At 72.4% G+C, this 16,719-nt stretch carries 10 protein-coding genes; 6 read left to right on the forward strand and 4 right to left on the reverse strand.

The annotated features are described in order from the left end of the window. Nucleotides 1-96 precede the first annotated feature (96 nt). On the reverse strand, nt 97-1,278 hold the full coding sequence (locus tag ACSMXO_RS07965; RefSeq protein ID WP_455417234.1) for a PQQ-dependent sugar dehydrogenase: 1,182 nt from the start codon (nt 1,276-1,278) through the stop codon (nt 97-99). A 317-nt stretch (nt 1,279-1,595) separates the two neighbouring features. Between ACSMXO_RS07965 and ACSMXO_RS07970 the strand changes: the two genes are divergently transcribed. Further along, entirely contained in the window at nt 1,596-3,365 is a 1,770-nt protein-coding gene (locus ACSMXO_RS07970; RefSeq protein WP_455417235.1) for a hypothetical protein, read from the forward strand. A gap of 94 nt (nt 3,366-3,459) precedes the next feature. Continuing rightward, on the forward strand, nt 3,460-4,386 hold the full coding sequence (locus tag ACSMXO_RS07975) for a 2-hydroxyacid dehydrogenase (RefSeq protein WP_346256181.1): 927 nt from the start codon (nt 3,460-3,462) through the stop codon (nt 4,384-4,386). Between the two features lie 38 nt (nt 4,387-4,424). Here ACSMXO_RS07975 and ACSMXO_RS07980 read toward each other — a convergent pair whose 3' ends face one another. Beyond that, a complete protein-coding gene (locus ACSMXO_RS07980) occupies nt 4,425-4,823 on the reverse strand; it encodes a PH domain-containing protein (RefSeq protein WP_455417236.1) in 399 nt (132 codons plus the stop codon). 364 nt (nt 4,824-5,187) lie between these two features. On the opposite strand from ACSMXO_RS07980, the gene ACSMXO_RS07985 reads away from it, so the two are divergent. Then, a complete protein-coding gene (locus ACSMXO_RS07985) occupies nt 5,188-7,833 on the forward strand; it encodes a putative bifunctional diguanylate cyclase/phosphodiesterase (protein WP_455417237.1) in 2,646 nt (881 codons plus the stop codon). Between the two features lie 47 nt (nt 7,834-7,880). Here the strand turns inward: ACSMXO_RS07985 and ACSMXO_RS07990 are convergent, their stop codons facing one another. Next, nucleotides 7,881-9,149 (reverse strand): serine hydroxymethyltransferase, encoded by a 1,269-nt coding sequence (locus ACSMXO_RS07990; protein WP_455417238.1) that lies wholly within the window; start codon nt 9,147-9,149, stop codon nt 7,881-7,883. Between the two features lie 172 nt (nt 9,150-9,321). After that, the gene (locus ACSMXO_RS07995) at nt 9,322-10,341 is read right to left on the reverse strand and encodes a LacI family DNA-binding transcriptional regulator (protein ID WP_455417239.1); all 1,020 of its coding nucleotides are present in this window, start codon (nt 10,339-10,341) and stop codon (nt 9,322-9,324) included. Nucleotides 10,342-10,825: 484 nt separating this feature from the next. On the opposite strand from ACSMXO_RS07995, the gene ACSMXO_RS08000 reads away from it, so the two are divergent. The 3 genes from ACSMXO_RS08000 (at nt 10,826) to ACSMXO_RS08010 (ending at nt 16,674) form a co-directional block, all read left to right on the forward strand. Next, the gene (locus tag ACSMXO_RS08000; protein ID WP_455419191.1) at nt 10,826-13,291 is read left to right on the forward strand and encodes a glycoside hydrolase family 2 protein; all 2,466 of its coding nucleotides are present in this window, start codon (nt 10,826-10,828) and stop codon (nt 13,289-13,291) included. Between the two features lie 78 nt (nt 13,292-13,369). Continuing rightward, the gene (locus tag ACSMXO_RS08005; protein WP_455417240.1) at nt 13,370-15,385 is read left to right on the forward strand and encodes a cellulase family glycosylhydrolase; all 2,016 of its coding nucleotides are present in this window, start codon (nt 13,370-13,372) and stop codon (nt 15,383-15,385) included. Nucleotides 15,386-15,504: 119 nt separating this feature from the next. After that, a complete protein-coding gene (locus ACSMXO_RS08010; RefSeq protein WP_455417241.1) occupies nt 15,505-16,674 on the forward strand; it encodes a hypothetical protein in 1,170 nt (389 codons plus the stop codon). The last annotated feature ends 45 nt before the right edge of the window (nt 16,675-16,719 follow it).

Below are 16,719 nucleotides of genomic sequence, written 5' to 3' on the forward strand. Positions count from 1 at the left end.
CGCCATTTCCACCGCGGGTATGAGCTAGCTCTCCCACGCCCGCCGCCCCGTCGGCGGTGCCGTGCCGGCATGCTGCCGCCCCGCCCGCCGGGGAGGTCAGCTCTTTCCGGCCGCGCCACCGGAGAAGACCAGCCGGAAGATCCGGTCGTCCTCCGGAGCGGGGTCGCGCTTGCCGTCGTGGTTGGAGGTGGAGATCCACAACGAGCCGTCCGGTGCGGCGACCGCCGTGCGGAGCCGGCCGTACTCGCCGACCAGCAGCGGGCGGGGCTGGCCGAGTACGGTGCCGTTGGCGGTGAGTTCCACCAGCCAGAGCCGCTCGCCCCGCAGACAGGCCGCGACGAAGACCCGGTCGATCATCGCCGCGCCGGAACAGGACGCCTCGGCGGTGGTCCAGGTGACCAGCGGATCGACGTACTTCTCGGCGTCCGCGCCGCCTCCACCGCGCCCCTCGACCTCGGGCCAGCCGTAGTTCTTGCCCGGCGTGATCAGGTTGATCTCGTCCCACTGGCTCTGGCCGAACTCGGTGGCGTAGAGCCGCTTGTTGGCGTCCCAGGCGATGCCCTGCACGTTGCGGTGCCCGTACGACCAGACCAGGGAGTTCGGGAACGGGTTGCCCGGGGCAGGCTTACCGGCCGGGGTCATCCGGAGGATCTTGCCGCCGAGGCTCTTGAGATCCTGCGAGAGCCCACGCTCCGAGGCGTCCCCGGTGGTCGCGTAGAGAAAGCCGTCCGGGCCGAAGCCGAGCCGTCCGCCGTTGTGGATGCCGGAGAGCGGGATGCCGGTGACGATCGGTGTCGGCCTGGCACCCAGGGTCAGCTTGGCGATCCGGTTGTCCTCGGACGTCGAGTAGTAGATGAAGACCGTCTTGTCCCGCTGGTAGGCCGGGGAGACGGCGATGCCGAGCAGCCCGCCCTCGCCGGCCGCGTCGACCTCGGCGACGGTCTGCACAGTGCTGACCTTGAGCCCGTTCGTGTCGGACTCCGGGCCGACCTTGAGGATCTTGGCGGTGTCCCGTTCGGTCACCAGCGCGCCTCCGTCGGGCAGGAACGCGATGCCCCACGGGATCTGCAACCTGCTCGCGAGTACGGTGGCCGCGACCTGCTGCCCGGCCCCGCTCTGGCTGGGCGAGACGGACGGGGTGGGGAAGCTCGGCGGTTCACCGGCCGGATCCGGTTCCGGCTCGCCGAAGGCACAGCCACTGGTGAGGAGTACGGCCGCCGCACAGAGTGCGACCGCCGCGCGCCGACGGCTGAGTCTGGGGTACGGGCGAGCGCTCACCCGGACCAGGGTAGTCCGATCCCGTCGCGTGCCGTCGGTTCGCTCGATCATTGAACCTATCTTCCCGAGTCGTCGCTGGTCGGGGCGCCGGCCGGGTGATCGTGCCGGCCCGGCCGCCGTCCGTCGGGTCGCCAGGACCGGTCGACCCGCCACCGTGACGAGTCGCGGCGACCGGGGCGGGTTCCTGGCACCGACCGGGCACGGGGGGCCATCCCAGACCCGATCAATAGCCCAGCTAAGGGGCGAGTGGTGCTGATGAGAAGAATCGGGCATGTCGCCGAGCGGGTTGCCGGTCCGGCCGTGCGAAACTGCCCGGCATGGCGCTCGCCACCACCACATCGGAGCTGACGGAGCCGCCATCCCGGTCCACCCGACGGCGCCCCACTCCCGGGCTGGTCGCCGCCGTGCTCGGGGTGCTCGGCGTCGGCTACCGGCTGGGGCTGCTGCTCGCCGAGGTGCCGCCGAGCAACAGCGACGAGGCGGTCACCGGGCTGGTGGCCCGGCACGTGGCGCAGGGCCGGGAGTTCCCGCTCTTCTTCTACGGCCAGTACTACATGGGCGCCCTGGAGTCCTATCTCGCCGCGCCGCTGTTCGCGGTCCTCGGCTCGTCCACCTTCGTGCTGCGGCTGCCCAACCTGCTGCTCTACGCCGCCTTCCTGGCGCTGATGTGGCAGCTCACCCGCCGGCTCTACACCCCCTGGCTGGCGGCGGCCACCGTCGGGCTGCTCGCCCTCGGCTCGGACCGGATCGTGAAGAACCAACTCATCGCGGGTGGCGGCTATCCGGAGATGAATCCGGCCGGCGCGCTGCTGGTGCTGCTGGCGGTCAACCTCGGACTCGGCGTCGTACGCCGGCCCGGCCCGGCGTACGCGGGCTTCGGGCTGGTCGCCGGACTCACCCTCTGGGACGACTGGCTGATCCTGCCGTACGTCGGTGCGGCCACCGCGGTACTGCTCGGGTTCGGGTGGCGGTCGTTGAACCCTTTTCAAACTCCCGTTGCGGTCCGGCATGGCCGCAGGTGGAAGTCGGGACGGAGGCGTCGCGCTGTCCAGGTTGAAGAAGATTCACTGGGTGGCCGGGCCGGGCTGGCGCTCGGCACCGGGCTGGCGGTCGGACTCGTCCCGATCGTGGCGCACAACCTGACCGCCGCACCCGAACACCGCTCACTGGCCGTCTACGCCGGACTCGGCGGTGGCGGCGCCGGTTCGTGGCCGGAGCGGCTCTACGGCGGTGTCCTCCTCGGGCTGCCGATGGGCACCGGGCTCTGCCCACCCGGCCGGTGCGCGCCGTGGCAGTTGTGGTGGGGAGTCGCCTATCCGGTGCTGCTGGCGGTCGCCGCCGCGCTGGCCTGGCGGGCGCTGCGCCGGGCCACCGATCGGGCGAACCGGGTCCGGCAGGCCGGCCGACTGGCGCTGCTGGCCGGCGCGGCGCTCAGCCTGCTGGCGTACGCCGGCAGTGGTGCCGCCGCGACGACTCCGGTGGAGAGCGCCCGCTATCTCTCGGTACTGCTGATCTCGACGCCGGCCGTACTCTGGCCGCTCTGGTCGGTGCTGACCCGGCCGGACGGAACGGGTCCATCGTGGCCGGCGACATCCATCGGGACGGCCCGTCCCGGCCGGTCGCGCCCGGCCGGGGCGGCGCCGGCCGTCCGGCTGGCGGCCGCGGCCCCGCTCGCCGGGCTCGCGGCCAGCATGGTGCTGGCCAGCGCCGCCCTGGTCGCGGCAGGCCCGGAGCTGGCCCGGAAGGCCGCCCAGCGCCGCGACCTGGTCGCCGGGCTCGACCGGCTGGGCGTACGCCGGTTCTACGCCGACTACTGGACCTGCAACAACATCATCTTCCTCAGCCGGGAACGGATCGTCTGCGGAGTGCTCGGTGCCGACCTGCGGGCCGGCTGGGACCGTCATCCCCGCTATCCGAGACTGGTCGCCGAGGCGCACCGGCCGGCGTTCGTGCTCGCCGAGCGGTCCGCGCTGGACGCGGCGATCCGGGCCCACCTGGGCGACACCGGCCCGCCGATCACCGTGACCGCCGTCGCCGGACACCACGTCTACCAGCCGGCCGGGCCGGTCGGCCTGCCGCTGCGTTGAGGCCCGCCGGGACGGCTCCCGGCACCGGCAACGGCAGCGGGGGAGCTGAGGGCGACCGCTGGTTCCCGGTCGCCGAGGACTATCGTCGGGGTCCGTGAAGGTGTGGATTCCCCATCCCGAGGGCCTGGAGCTGCTCGGCCAGATCCCCGACGGCGTCACCGTGGAGATCGCCCCGACGCCGGACCGGCTCCCCTCGGACCCGGCCGGGGTCGGGTTCTGGGTGCCGCCGTTCCTCGCCCAGGCCGCCGCGGTGCCGATCGCGGCCAAGCTGCCCGACCTGCGGGTGGTGCAGTTGCTCTCGGCGGGGGCGGACATCTGGGCCGGCCGGCTGCCCGAGCACGTCACCCTCTGCGACGCGCGCGGGGTGCACGACTCGTCCACCGCGGAGTGGGTGGTCACGGCGATCCTGTCGTACCTGCGGTCGTTCCCGGTCTTCGCCCGCGCCCAGGCTCGGCACGAGTGGTCGTACGACCAGGTCAACCCCACGGACGAGCTGGCCGGCAAGCGGGTACTCGTCGTCGGCGCGGGTTCGATCGGGGCGGCCACCCGGGCCCGGCTGGCGCCGTTCGAGGTCGGCCTGACCATGGTCGCCCGGACCGCCCGTCCCGCCGAGGGGGTGTACGGGGTCGACGACCTGCCGGCACTGCTGCCCGGGGCGGACGTGGTGGTGCTGCTGGTGCCGCTCACCGACGCCACCCGTGGATTGGTCGACGCCGGGTTCCTCGCCGCCATGCGGGACGGTGCCCTGCTGGTCAACGCCGCCCGTGGACCGGTGGTCGACACCGACGCCCTGGTCGCGGAGCTGGCGACCGGTCGGATCGCGGCGGCGCTGGACGTCACCGAGCCCGAGCCGCTGCCGGCCGGGCACCCGCTCTGGGATCTGCCCAACGTGCTGCTCACCCCGCACGTCGCCGGCTCGGTACGCGGGCTGCTGCCCCGCGGCTACCGGCTGGCCGGCGAGCAACTGCGTCGGTTCGTGGCCGGAACCCCGCTGATCAACGAGGTGGTCAACGGGTACTGACCCGCGGTGGGCCAGTGGCCGGGCTGGTCCGGGGTGGGTCAGTCGCCGGGCTGGTCCGGGGTGGGGCGGGGCTCGCCGAGCGGCTGGCCGCTGGCGGCGACCAGGCCGGGCAGGTCCGCGGCCCGGACCGCCGGCAGTGCTGCCGTCCGGCCGTCCCGGAGGCGCACCACCGCCTGGCCGCGCGGGTCGGACGCCAGCTCCACGATCTCCGACCAGGCGATCCTGCGCTCGCCCAGCAGCGCCCGGATCCGCACGCCGGCCCGGTCGGCGTCGGTGCCGGCCCGCCAGGCCCACCCGCCGACCGCCGCCGGTACCAGCAGCAGCGGGAGGAGATACCAGCGGGAGGTGGCCAGTGGCAGGGTGCCGAGGAACGCGATGACGGCGGCCACCCAGATCGCCTGGCTGTGCCGGAAGCGGAGTGTGCCGGTCTTACCCACCTGGCGATTTTCGCACCCCGGCCCGTCCGGCCCGGCGCGGGCCTCGGCCGGCCGGGCCGAGGGGGTGGCCCGAACCGCTGGCCGGGTCGGGTAGAGCGGGCTTGACCGGCTGGGGGAAGATTCTCCGAGCAACCCGGAGTGGGAGACCCCTACCGTTGAACCTTTTCAACCTGGACGGCGATGCACAGCCGCCTCGAAAGCCGCCTGCGGCCACGACCGGCCACGGGGGAAGGTTGAAAAGGGTTCAATACGTAACCACGCCCCCTGCCGATCGTTGGGGGTTGATAGGACTGGTTTCGGCCGTTCGGTCGGACCAGACCTGACCTGCACCACGTCCGTGCCCCCTCTGCGAAGGCATCCCGCCATGTTCGTGGCGCACATCGCGGACGACCCAGCCCGCCGGCTGATCGTCCGGGTCACCGAGACCGGTGCCCCTCTGCTCTCCGTGGGCGTCCTGATCGCCGCTCACCTCGGCGCGCTCCCGCCCTATGCGGCGGTCGCGGTGACCGTCGGCGCGGTCGCCGCCGTGGCCGCCGCCCGGCTGGTCCGGCTGGCCATCCGACTGCACCGGGGCGGCACCGGCTTCGGCCCGTGCCGGGGCGCCGGCTTCCTCGGCTTCGGCCTGGTCGGCAGCGCGCTCTCCTCGCTGGTCCTCTTCCTGGCGCCGGCCGAGGCCCGGTCGACGGTGGCGCTCGGCAGTCTGGTGCTGGCGTTCGCCCTCTACCTGTTCGGCATGATGATGCTGCCCGGCGCCGCGAGCACGGTGCCGGTACGGCTGCGCCGGGCCTTCGACGGGCTGAGTCTCGGCATCAGTCTCGCCTTCTCGGCCTGGGTGATCCCGCCGGACAGGCTGCCGCCGCTCGCCATGATCGCCGCGCTCTTCGCGGTCGTCGGTCTGCCGGTGGTCACCATCACCACGCTGCGGGCCTACGAGTACCGGCGCTCCGCCGCGCTCTGCGGCATCGGCGCCGGACTGGCGGTCTTCGGGCATTCGCTGATCGCGGTACTGGTCACCTACGGCGCACCGGCGACGTCGCTGCCGCTGGCCGCCATCTCGCTGGTCGCCGGCCCGGCGCTGATCGCCGCCGGTGCCCGGCGGGCCAATCCGGTGGCCCAGCCGACCACCGGACCGACCGAGCCGCAGACCACCCTGACCGCCTATCCGCTGCTGACGATTCCGGCGATCCTGGCGACGCTCTCCGCGCTCTGGCATCTGATCACCGTCGGCGAGTTCGACCACACCTCGATCCTGCTCGGCCTGGCCGTTATCCCGACCCTGGTGGTCCGGGAGGTGCTGGTGATGCTGGACATCCGCCGGTACGCCAAGCGGCTGAGGGACCAGGAGGCACACTTCCGCTCGCTGGTCTCCGGGGCCAACGACCTGACCATGATCGTCGGTGAGGACCTGCTCATCCGCTGGCAGTCGCCGACTGCGGCCCGGCTCTTCGGGCTCTCCGACGCGGACGTGCTGGGTCGGGCGTTCCCCAACCTGATGCATCCGGACGACGCCGCCGACGTCACCCAGGTGCTTACCGACGTGCTCGCCGGGCGTGACGTGCCGACCGGGCGCCCGCAACTGGTCACCGCCCGGCTTCTGGACGGGCACGGCGCCTGGCGGGACACCGAGTCCACCGTCAGCGACCAGCGGGCGGTGCCCGAGGTGGCCGCGCTGGTGGTGCACGTCCGGGACGTCAGCGAACGGCAACGGCTGGAGCGCAAGCTCAACGAGCTGGCCTTCACCGACGAGCTCACCGGATTGGCCAACCGCCGGGAACTGATGCGGACCATCGTCACCCAGCGGGCGATGCCGGGGCACACCGGCGCGCTGCTCGTGATCGACCTGCACGGCATGTCCGGGATCAACGACGTGCACGGGCGGCAGATGGGCGACGCCGTACTGGCCGAGGCCGGGCGGCGGCTGAAGACCGGGGTCGGTGCCGCCGACGTGGTGGCCCGGCTGGGCGGGGACGAGTTCGCGGTGGTGACGGTGGACCGGCCGGTGCTGGCGTACGCGATGGGCACCCGGCTGCTGACCGCGCTGACCGAGCCGTATCCGATGCCCGGCGCGGTGTTGCACCTCGGCACCAGCATCGGCCTCGCCGACCTGTCCGGCGGGGACGGTGTCGACGACGTGCTCCGCCGGGCCGACCTGGCCAGGCTGCGGGCCCGGCAGCTCGGTCGCAACCGCGTCGAGTGGTACGACGACGAGCTGGAGGAGCAGTTCACCCGGCGGCTCGACCTGGAGCGCGAGCTGCCCGGTGCGGTGCAGCGGGGCGAGCTGGACCTGGTCTACCAGCCGGTGCTCGACCTCGACGACCAGCAGCCGGTGGGGACCGAGGCGTTGCTGCGCTGGCGGAGCCCGGCGCTCGGTACCGTGCTGCCGGCCGAACTGCTGCCGGTGGCCGAGGACCTGATGCTGGTGGAGGAGCTGGGCCGCTGGGTGCTGGATACCGCCTGCCGGCAGCTTGCCGCCTGGTCGCAGCGCCCCCGACGGCTCTGGATGTCGGTCAACATCTCGTCCCGGGAACTGACCGCGTCCGACTTCGTCCGCTGGGTGAGCACCTCGCTGGCCGAGCACAGGGTCGAGCCGGACCGGCTGGTGCTGGAGATCGCGGAGCCCCGGGGCGGGGTCGACGTGCCGGCGGTGGTGACCCAGCTCGCCGGTTTGCGGGCGCTCGGCGTACGGACCGCGTTGGACGACTTCGGCAGCGGGCAGGCGTCGCTGGCACAGCTCCGCCGGCTGCCGGTCGACTTCCTCAAGGTCGACCGGACCCTGGTGACCGAGGGCGGCAGCCGGGAGGGCGGGGGCAAGCCCTTCATCGACGTACTGGTCAGCCTCGGCAAGCGGTTCGGCTTGGAGATCATCGCCGAGGGCCTGGAGTCGCCGGGGCAGGTGGAGCAGGCCCGCAAGGCCGGCTGCAAGCTCGGCCAGGGGTACGCGCTGTCCCGACCCGCTCCCGCCGAGCGGGTCGAGGCGTATCTGGAGGAGTTTCCGAGCCCGTCCCGCTGACGACCGCGCGGGCGGCCCGGCGGCCGGGACCCGCGCGGTCCGACCGGTCAGCCGGCCGCGTAGCCCGGCATCGGGTACGCCGCCAGCAGGTCCCGGACCTCGCCGGCGATCCGGTCGAGGGCGGCCTCGTCGTCCTTGATCGCCGCGGTGACCGCCTCGTCCATCCAGGCCGCGACCTGTGGCATCTGCTCCTCGGTCAGGCCCCGGGTGGTGAGTGCCGGGGTGCCGAGCCGGATGCCGGAGGGGTCGAACGGCTTGCGCGGGTCGTACGGGACGGTGTTGTAGTTCAGCTCGATGCCGGCCCGGTCCAGCGCCTGGGCGGCCGGCTTGCCGGCGATGCCCTTGCTGGTCAGGTCGGCGAGGATCAGGTGGTTGTCGGTGCCGCCGGAGGAGAGCGTGAAGCCCCGCTCGACCAGCGCCGCCGCGAGTGCTCTGGCGTTGGCGACGACCTGGTGGGCGTACCGGCGGAAATCCTCGGTGCCGGCCTCCCGCAGCGCGACCGCGATGCCGGCGGTGGTGTGGTTGTGCGGGCCGCCCTGCAGGCCGGGGAAGACGGCCTTGTCGATCGCGGTGGCGTGCTCGGCGGTCGTCATGATCATGGCGCCGCGCGGTCCCCGCAGGGTCTTGTGCGTGGTGGTGGTGATCACGTCGGCGTGCCCGACCGGTGACGGGTGGGCACCGCCGGCGACCAGGCCGGCGATGTGCGCGATGTCGGCCACCAGCACCGCACCGACTTCACGGGCGATCTCGGCGAAGCCGGCGAAGTCGATGGTGCGCGGCACGGCGGTGCCGCCGCAGAAGATCAGCTTGGGCCGTTCCCGGCGGGCCAGGTCGCGTACCTCGTCGAGGTCGATCCGGCCCGTTGCGGCCGAGACGCCGTAGCGGACCGGGTTGAACCACTTTCCGGTGGCCGAGACCGACCAGCCGTGCGTGAGGTGGCCGCCCATCGGCAGCGCCATCCCCAGCACCGTGTCGCCGGGGGAGAGGAACGCCAGGTAGACCGCGAGGTTGGCCGGGGAGCCCGAGTACGGCTGCACGTTGACGTGCGCGACCCCGAAGAGTTCCCGGGCCCGGGTCACCGCGAGCGTCTCGATCGGGTCGACGAACTGCTGGCCCTCGTAGTAGCGGCGACCGGGGTAGCCCTCGGAGTATTTGTTGGTCAGCACCGTGCCGCTGGCCTCGAGGACGGCGGTCGAGACGTAGTTCTCGGAGGCGATCATCCGCAGCTTGTCGTGCTGTCGGGTCGCCTCGGACTCGATCAGCCTCGCCAACTCCGGGTCGGCGGCGGTCAGGCTGGGAATCGGTGGTACGTGCACGGTGGTCGTCCTCCTGGCTGGTCTCCGCCTCGCCGCCGATGCTATCGGTTGCCGGGCGGGCGCCCGCAGTCGATGCCCCGCGCGCGGAGCTGTCGGTGTCGGGTCCCCGGACTGCCGAGGCGCGGCGCTCGGACTGCCGGTGTCGGGCGCTCGGGCTGCCGAGGCGCGGCGTTCAGGGCTGCCGGGGCGGTGCGGTGCTGCCGCGCGGGATGAGGTGCGCGGTCTCGTCCTGGAAGTCGCCGAGCGGCTGCCCGGCGATGGCGGCGAGGAGCCGGCCGGCGGCGTGCGCCCCGTACGCCGGGATGTCCCGGTGCAGCGCGGTCAGCGACGGGTGGACGAGCTGGCAGAGCGGCGAGTCGTCCCAGGCCACGATGGAGACGTCGGACGGCACGGCCAGCCCCATCTCCTGGGCCACCGACAGCCCGGCGATCGCCATCACGTCGTTGTCGTACACGATCGCGGTCGGCCGGTCGGCGGAGCTGAGCAGGCGTCGGGTGGCCCGGGCGCCCTCCTCGCCGCTGTAGTCGGACGAGACGGTGACCGTACGGTCGAGGCCGAGCCGGCGGCAGGCGGTGCCGAAGGTCTCGGTGCGGATCTCGGTGTGCAGCAGCCCGGGCAGGCCGCCGACCCGGGCGATCTGGCGGTGTCCGAGCGCGACCAGGTATTCGAGCACCTCGGTCAGGGCCACGGCCTCGTCGGACCAGACGTGGTCGAGCCCGCCGCTGTGCCCCGGCCCGCCGATCACCACCGCCGGCAGGCGCAGCTCCTCCAGCACCGGCACCCGGCGGTCGTCGACCCGCAGGTCGCAGACGAGTACGCCGTCCACCCGTCGCTCGCCCCACCAGCGCCGGTAGACCGCGATCTCGGCCTCCGGGCTCGCCACCACCTGAAGGGTCAGCGCGTACGACCGGGCGGAGAGTTCCGCCTCGACGCCGCTGATCAGCTCCATGAAGAACGGCTCGATGCCGAGGATCCGGGCCGGTCGGCAGAGCGCCAGCCCGACCGCGTTGGCGCTGGCTCCGGAGAGTGCCCGGGCCGCGCTGTTCGGGTTGAAGCCGATCTCCTGGGCGATGGCGAGAATGCGTTGCCGGGTGGCGTCCGAGACGCCGGGCTGTCCGTTCAGGGCGTAGGAGACCGCGCCCTTGGAAACCCCGGCCCGCCGGGCCACATCCGCGATTGTCGGTCGCTTCACCCGGCGCTCCTTCGTCTGCGACGACCCGAGTACCGGGTGGGCCGGTCGGGTCACCTGCCCGCTGCGTCGTCACCCGCACGCTGCGTCGTACTGCCGCACGAGCCGGTAAAGCTCGCGCAAGCCACGGGAGTGAACTTTTCCGGTTAAGCATAGCGATGCGGTTATCGTGCCGACAGTGCCGGCCGGCCGGCACGGGCTCGGGAGAGCGCCCGGATATTTCGAGGTGGAGAAGGCTGGGCAAGCGCTTACCTGGGGGACTCGGGCATCGATTGCCGGCCATTCGTGGCCGAATCGGGGGCCGTTGACAGGGCGCAGGGCCGCCCGTACGGTGACTTTACTTATCCGGTTCAGTCGACATCTCTCGATGTCTTGGGGGTGCCTCCCGGTCCGGCGACGGTGCCTCCACCAGGCAAGGCGCGCCGAGGTCGCGACCGGCCGGGACCCGAGAAATGGTCGGTCACGACCCGAGGAAGTTGAGGTGCCCGTGACGTCCTGGCAGAGCCTGCACGACGGCTGGTCGCTGACCGCGATCGGCAACCCGGAGGTCCCGGAGGCGGTCGCGTCCGCCCCGGTCCCGGCAACCGTGCCCGGCTGCGTGCACACCGACCTGCTCGCCGCCGGACTGATCCCGGACCCCTACCTCGACGAGCACGAACTCACGCTGGGCTGGATCGGCCGCACCGACTGGTGCTACCAGACCACCTTCCGGTGGGACGGCGGCGACGGCGACCGGGTGGACCTGGTCTGCGCCGGCCTCGACACGGTGGCGACGGTCACCCTCAACGACGTCGAACTCGGCCGCACCGCCAACATGCACCGGAGCTACTCGTTCGACGTCCGGCAGGTGCTGCGGCTTGGCGACAACGTGCTGCGGGTGCGGTTCGACTCGGCGTACCGCTATGCCGAGGCAGAGCAGCGGCGGCTCGGTGCCCGGCCGAAGGCGTACCCGACGCCGTTCAATTTCATCCGCAAGATGGCCTGCAACTTCGGCTGGGACTGGGGTCCCGAGCTGGTCACCGCCGGGATCTGGCAGGAGATCGGGCTCCGCACCTGGCGGACCGCGCGGCTGGCCGAGGTCCGCCCGCAGGTCACCGTCGCCGGTGCCGAGGGCCGGGTCGAGGTACGCGTCGAGGTCGACCGGGCCGACGACGGCGACAGGGCCGAACCGCTCACCGTCCGGGCCACCGTGGCCGGCGAGGTCGCCGAAACGGTGCTCGCGCCGGGGCAGCGCGGTGCCGAGCTGACCGTCACCGTCGCCGACCCCGAGCTGTGGTGGCCCCGGGGGTACGGCGGGCAGCCGCGCTACCCGCTGGCCGTCACGCTGCACGCCGGGGAGCGCGAGCTGGACGGCTGGCAGCGGCAGATCGGCTTCCGCTCGGTACGCCTCTCCACCGCCGCCGACGAGCACGGCTCGGCGTTCACCGTCGTCGTCAACGACCTGCCGGTCTTCGCCCGGGGCGTGAACTGGATCCCGGACGACTGCTTCCCGCACCGGGTGACCCGGCAGCGCTACGCCGAACGCCTCCGGCAGGCGTGCGACGCCAACATCAACTTCCTGCGGATCTGGGGCGGCGGCCGGTACGAGTCCGAGGATTTCTACGACCTCGCCGACGAGCTGGGCCTGCTGGTCGGGCAGGACTTCCTCTTCTCCTGCGCCGCGTACCCGGAGGAGGAGCCGTTCCGCACCGAGATCCGGGCCGAGGCGGCCGAGCAGGTCGTCCGGCTGGCCAGCCATCCGAGCCTGGTGCTCTGGTTCGGCAACAACGAGAACATCTGGGGCTGGCACGACTGGGGCTGGCAGGCGGAGCTGGCCGACCGGACCTGGGGCGCGGGCTACTACTTCGAGCTGCTGCCCGGCCTGCTGGCCGAACTGGACCCGAGCCGGCCGTACTGGCCGGGCAGCCCGTGGTCGGGGCGGCCGGAGATCCACCCGAACGACCCGGCGCACGGCAGCATGCACATCTGGACGGTCTGGAACCAGCTCGACTACACCCACTACCGGGACTACCTGCCCCGGTTCGTCGCCGAGTTCGGCTGGCAGGGCCCGGCCAGCTACGCCACGCTGCGCCGGGCGATCCCCGGCCGGGAGTTGGCCGAGGACTCGCCCGCGATGGCGCACCGGCAGAAGGCCGGGGACGGCCAGCTCAAGCTGGCCCGAGGGCTCGACGCGCACCTGCCGGTACCGCGCGACTTCGACGACTGGCACTACCTGACCCAGCTCAACCAGGCTCGGGCGGTCAGCGTCGGGGTGGAGCACCTGCGGTCGTACCGGCCGGTCTGCATGGGCAGCGTGGTGTGGCAGCTCAACGACTGCTGGCCGGTCACCTCCTGGGCCGCCGTCGACGGTGACGGCCGCCGCAAACCCCTCTGGTACGCGCTGCGCCGCGCGTACGCCGACCGGCTGCTCACCATCCAGCCGAGGCAGGGCGGGCTGGCCCTGGTCGCGGTCAACGACGGGGGCGCCCCGTGGACCGGGCGGGTGGACGTGACCCGGCTGACCCTGGCCGGCGAGCCGAGGGGCAAGGCGTCGGTCGAGCTGTCGGTGCCGCCGTACTCGGAGTACACCTGGGCGCTGCCGGCGGACGTCGCCGGCCCGGACGACCCGCGCGCCGAACTGCTGGTCGCCGATCCCGGCGGGGACGGCGAGCGGAGCTTCTGGTTCTTCGCCGAGGACCGCGAGTTGGCCTACCCGCCGGCCGGATACGACGCCACGGTCGAGCCCTCGCCGGACGGCGTTCTGGTGCGGGTGACCGCCCGGACGATCCTGCGCGACCTGGTGCTCGCCCCGGATCGGCTCGATCCGGCGGCAGAGGTCGACGAGGCGCTGGTCACGCTGCTCCCGGGGGAGTCGACCACCTTCACCGTACGGTCCGCGGCACCGCTGGACCCGGCGGCGCTCACCGCCCGTCCGGTACTCCGCTGCGTCAACGACATGGTGTCGCAGCACTGATCCGCAGCACCTTGATCCGCAGCACCTGATCCGCACCCCTGTTCCCGGACACCGCTCCCGGAAGGATCACCACCGCCCATGAAGCGCCATCTCCCGCTGCTGCTGGCGCTGGCCGGGCTGCTGCTCGCGGCCTCGCCGGCACCCGCCTCCGCCACCCCGGCCGGGTCGCCCGGCTCCGGAGCGCCCGCCGGCTCCGGCCAGTCCCCGGCCGGCTTCGTCGTCCGCAAGGGCGACCAGCTCATGCTCGACGGCAAGCGGTTCCGGTTCGCCGGGACCAACAACTACTACCTGATGTACAAGTCCCGGACCATGGTCGACGACGTCTTCGCCGACGCGAAGGCGGCCGGGTTCACCGTGCTGCGGCACTGGGGCTTCCTCGACATCGGCACCCCGGGCGGGACGGACTCGGTCGCCGGGCCGGCCGACGGGGTCTACTTCCAGTACTGGGACGGGGCGAAGCCGGCGTACCGCGACGGGCCGGACGGGCTGGAACGCCTCGACTACGTCCTCTACGCCGCCCGGCAGGCCGGGATCAAGCTGGTGATCCCACTGACCAACAACTGGCGCGACTTCGGCGGCATGGACCAGTACGTCCGCTGGCGCGGCGGGCAGTACCACGACGAGTTCTACACCGACCCGGTGATCCGGGGCTGGTACAAGGACTGGATCTCGCACGTGCTGAACCGGACCAACACGCTGACCGGGGTGGCGTACAAGGACGATCCGACGGTGATGACCTGGGAACTGGGCAACGAGCCGAGGTGCAAGGGCTCCGGCGTCTATCCGACGTCGCCGACCTGCACCCCGGCGGTGCTGACCGCCTGGGCGGACGAGATGACCCGGCACATCAAGTCGATCGACCGCCGGCACCTGGCCAGCGTCGGGGACGAGGGCTTCTACTGCGACGACCCGACCAGCGCGGACTGGACGGTCAACTGCGGTGAGGGCGTCGACTCGGTGGCGCTGACCCGGCTGCCCGCGGTGGACGTGGTCTCGTACCACCTCTATCCGGACCACTGGGGCACGGACGCGGCCTGGGGCGTGGAGTGGATCAAGCGGCACAACCGGGACGCCCGGCGGCTCGGCAAGCCGGTGATGCTCGGCGAGTTCGGCTACGTCGACAAGGCGACCCGGAACCCGGTCTACCAACAGTGGACGGACGCGTTCATCGCCAGCGGCGGCACCGGCTTCCTCTACTGGATCCTCTCCGGCATCCAGGACGACGGCACGCCCTACCCGGACTACGACGGCTACACCGTCTACTGCCCGAGCCCGGTCTGCACCACGCTGAGCAACGCGGGTGACACGCTCGTCCGGGGGCAGCGCTCCCGACCGCCGGTCGCCGACGCCGACACCGCGGTGACCGAGTCGGGTACGCCGGTCACCCTCTCCCCGGCCGCGAACGACATCGCGTACCGGTCGACGGTGCGGCCGGCCAGCGTCGACCTGGATCCGGCGAGCGCCGGGCAGCAGCGGGCGGTGACCGTGTCCGGTGGCGCGTTCACCCTCGACTCGGCGACCGGGGTGGTCACCTTCACCCCGACGGACGGCTTCCAGGGCCGGACCGCCGGCCAGTACACCATCCGCGACCAGGCCGGTCGTACCTCGAACCCGGCCGACCTGACGGTGACGGTGAAGCCGGCTCCCGGTGACCCGATCCTGATCGCCTCCTGGGAGACCGGGGTCGAGGGCTGGGCACCGGGCAACTGGCAGACCGACGCCGGGACAGTGGCCCAGACGACGGACTTCCACACCCACGGCACGGCCGGGCTGCGGGTCGCGGCCACCGGGGGCGGCTGGTTCGGGGTGACCCTGCCCAGCCCGGTGGACCTGTCGGCCAAGGCGACCCTGCGCTACGACCTGCGGGTCGACGCCACGATCGGCACGTCGAGTTCGATCGCCGTGCAGACCGGCGAGGGGTGGGCCTGGTGCCAGTCCACCTTTCGCTGGGTGTCGCAGGGCACCGCCACGACGGTGACGGTCGACCTGCTCACCGAGATGTCCTGTGACACGGCGGCGCTGGCCGACGTACGTGGGATCCTGATCTGGGTCAGCCCGGGCACCCACGACCTGGACCACCTGCGCGCCGAGTGACCGCCTGCGGTTGACGACGTACGACGGGCCCCTGCCGATCTGGCGGGGGCCCGTACCGTTTCGCGATTGATCGCGTCGAGTTACCCTCTAGATACTTAGAGTTGTCGATAGGGGTCGACGTGGCGCCCGATCAGACTCAATCGCTCCGTTCTCCGCTCCGGACCATCGAAGGGCTCGACCGCACGCTGCTGGCCCAGTGCGGGATCGCCGACGTCGACGACGTCAGAAGAATCGTGAACCACCCCGGCACCGGCCTCGTCGTCACCGCCTACCAGGGCAACCTTGCCGGGGTCTACCACTGGGCGCGTTACCTCGTGGAGAAGGGCTACGACCGTCCGCTCCTGCTGGACGCCAACCGGTACGGCGGGAACGGGCGACTGCCCGCCGCCACCCCGTTCAACCCGGACTGGTTGGCACGGCAGCGGGACCTGGGACTGCCGGTGCTCACCGACTCGGGGTACGTGGGGCCGGGCGACCTTGACGGGCTCGTCGCGATCCTGCGCCAGACGGCGATGATCGACGACGCGATCGCACTGCTGCCGCTGCACCTGTCCTGGCTCAGGGTGCCAGGCGCCCGAGACGCCCTGCTGCGGCAGGTGCGCGCCTTCGCCGTACCAATCGCGGTCGTCGTCGAATACCAGGCCGACCCGTTCGGCGTACGCGGCGTCGTCGACGGGCTGATCGACCTGTTGACCTGCGAGGTGCCGCTGCTCGTACTGCGCTGCGACATCTCCGCGCTGGGCGCGCTCTGCTGCGGAGCGGTCGCGGCGGCGGTCGGCACCCGCGCCGCCCTGCGCCACCTCTACCCCATGGTCCCAACGCCGTCGGGTCGCCGTCGGTCACCGCCAGCGCCGTCCGTCGTCGTGTCCGGGTGCCTGTCGTACAAGCGGCTCGGCACCGTGGCCCGGACGAAACGACGGCACCCGGACAGCAACCTGTGGTGGTGTGGCTGCTCGACCTGCGAGGGCAGGGACCTGGACTGGATACTGCACCGCCCTGAGTGGATGCGGGAGCGGCTGTCCTTCCAGCACTCGCTCAATGCCCTCGTCGAGTTGCGGGAACAGCTCGTCGGGCCGGACCCCCAGCAGGACCAGTTGACCTGGCGGGCCCGATGCGCCAATGCCGCGTACTGGCGTCGGGAGGTGGGCTGGGAGCCGCTACCCGCCCTCGACCGCTGGCAACAGGCGATCGGGCTACCCCCATCGGATGATCCGTCGCCCCCGCCATACCGTCCGGGTCGGAGCATTCCGCCGCAACGGGGGAGTGATCGGACGACATCGCCAGAGTGATCGCCGGTAATGTGCTGAGGGCCATCGTTATGGGGAGGCGATCCG

Source organism: Plantactinospora sp. DSM 117369 (assembly GCF_053764795.1).

Bases quoted from the DNA above. Each gene is read 5' to 3' on its own strand.
- ACSMXO_RS07970 (WP_455417235.1), top strand. From the start codon at position 1,596: ATGGCGCTCGCCACCACCACATCGGAGCTGACGGAGCCGCCATCCCGG.
- ACSMXO_RS07985 (WP_455417237.1), top strand. From the start codon at position 5,188: ATGTTCGTGGCGCACATCGCGGACGACCCAGCCCGCCGGCTGATCGTC.
- ACSMXO_RS08005 (WP_455417240.1), top strand. From the start codon at position 13,370: ATGAAGCGCCATCTCCCGCTGCTGCTGGCGCTGGCCGGGCTGCTGCTC.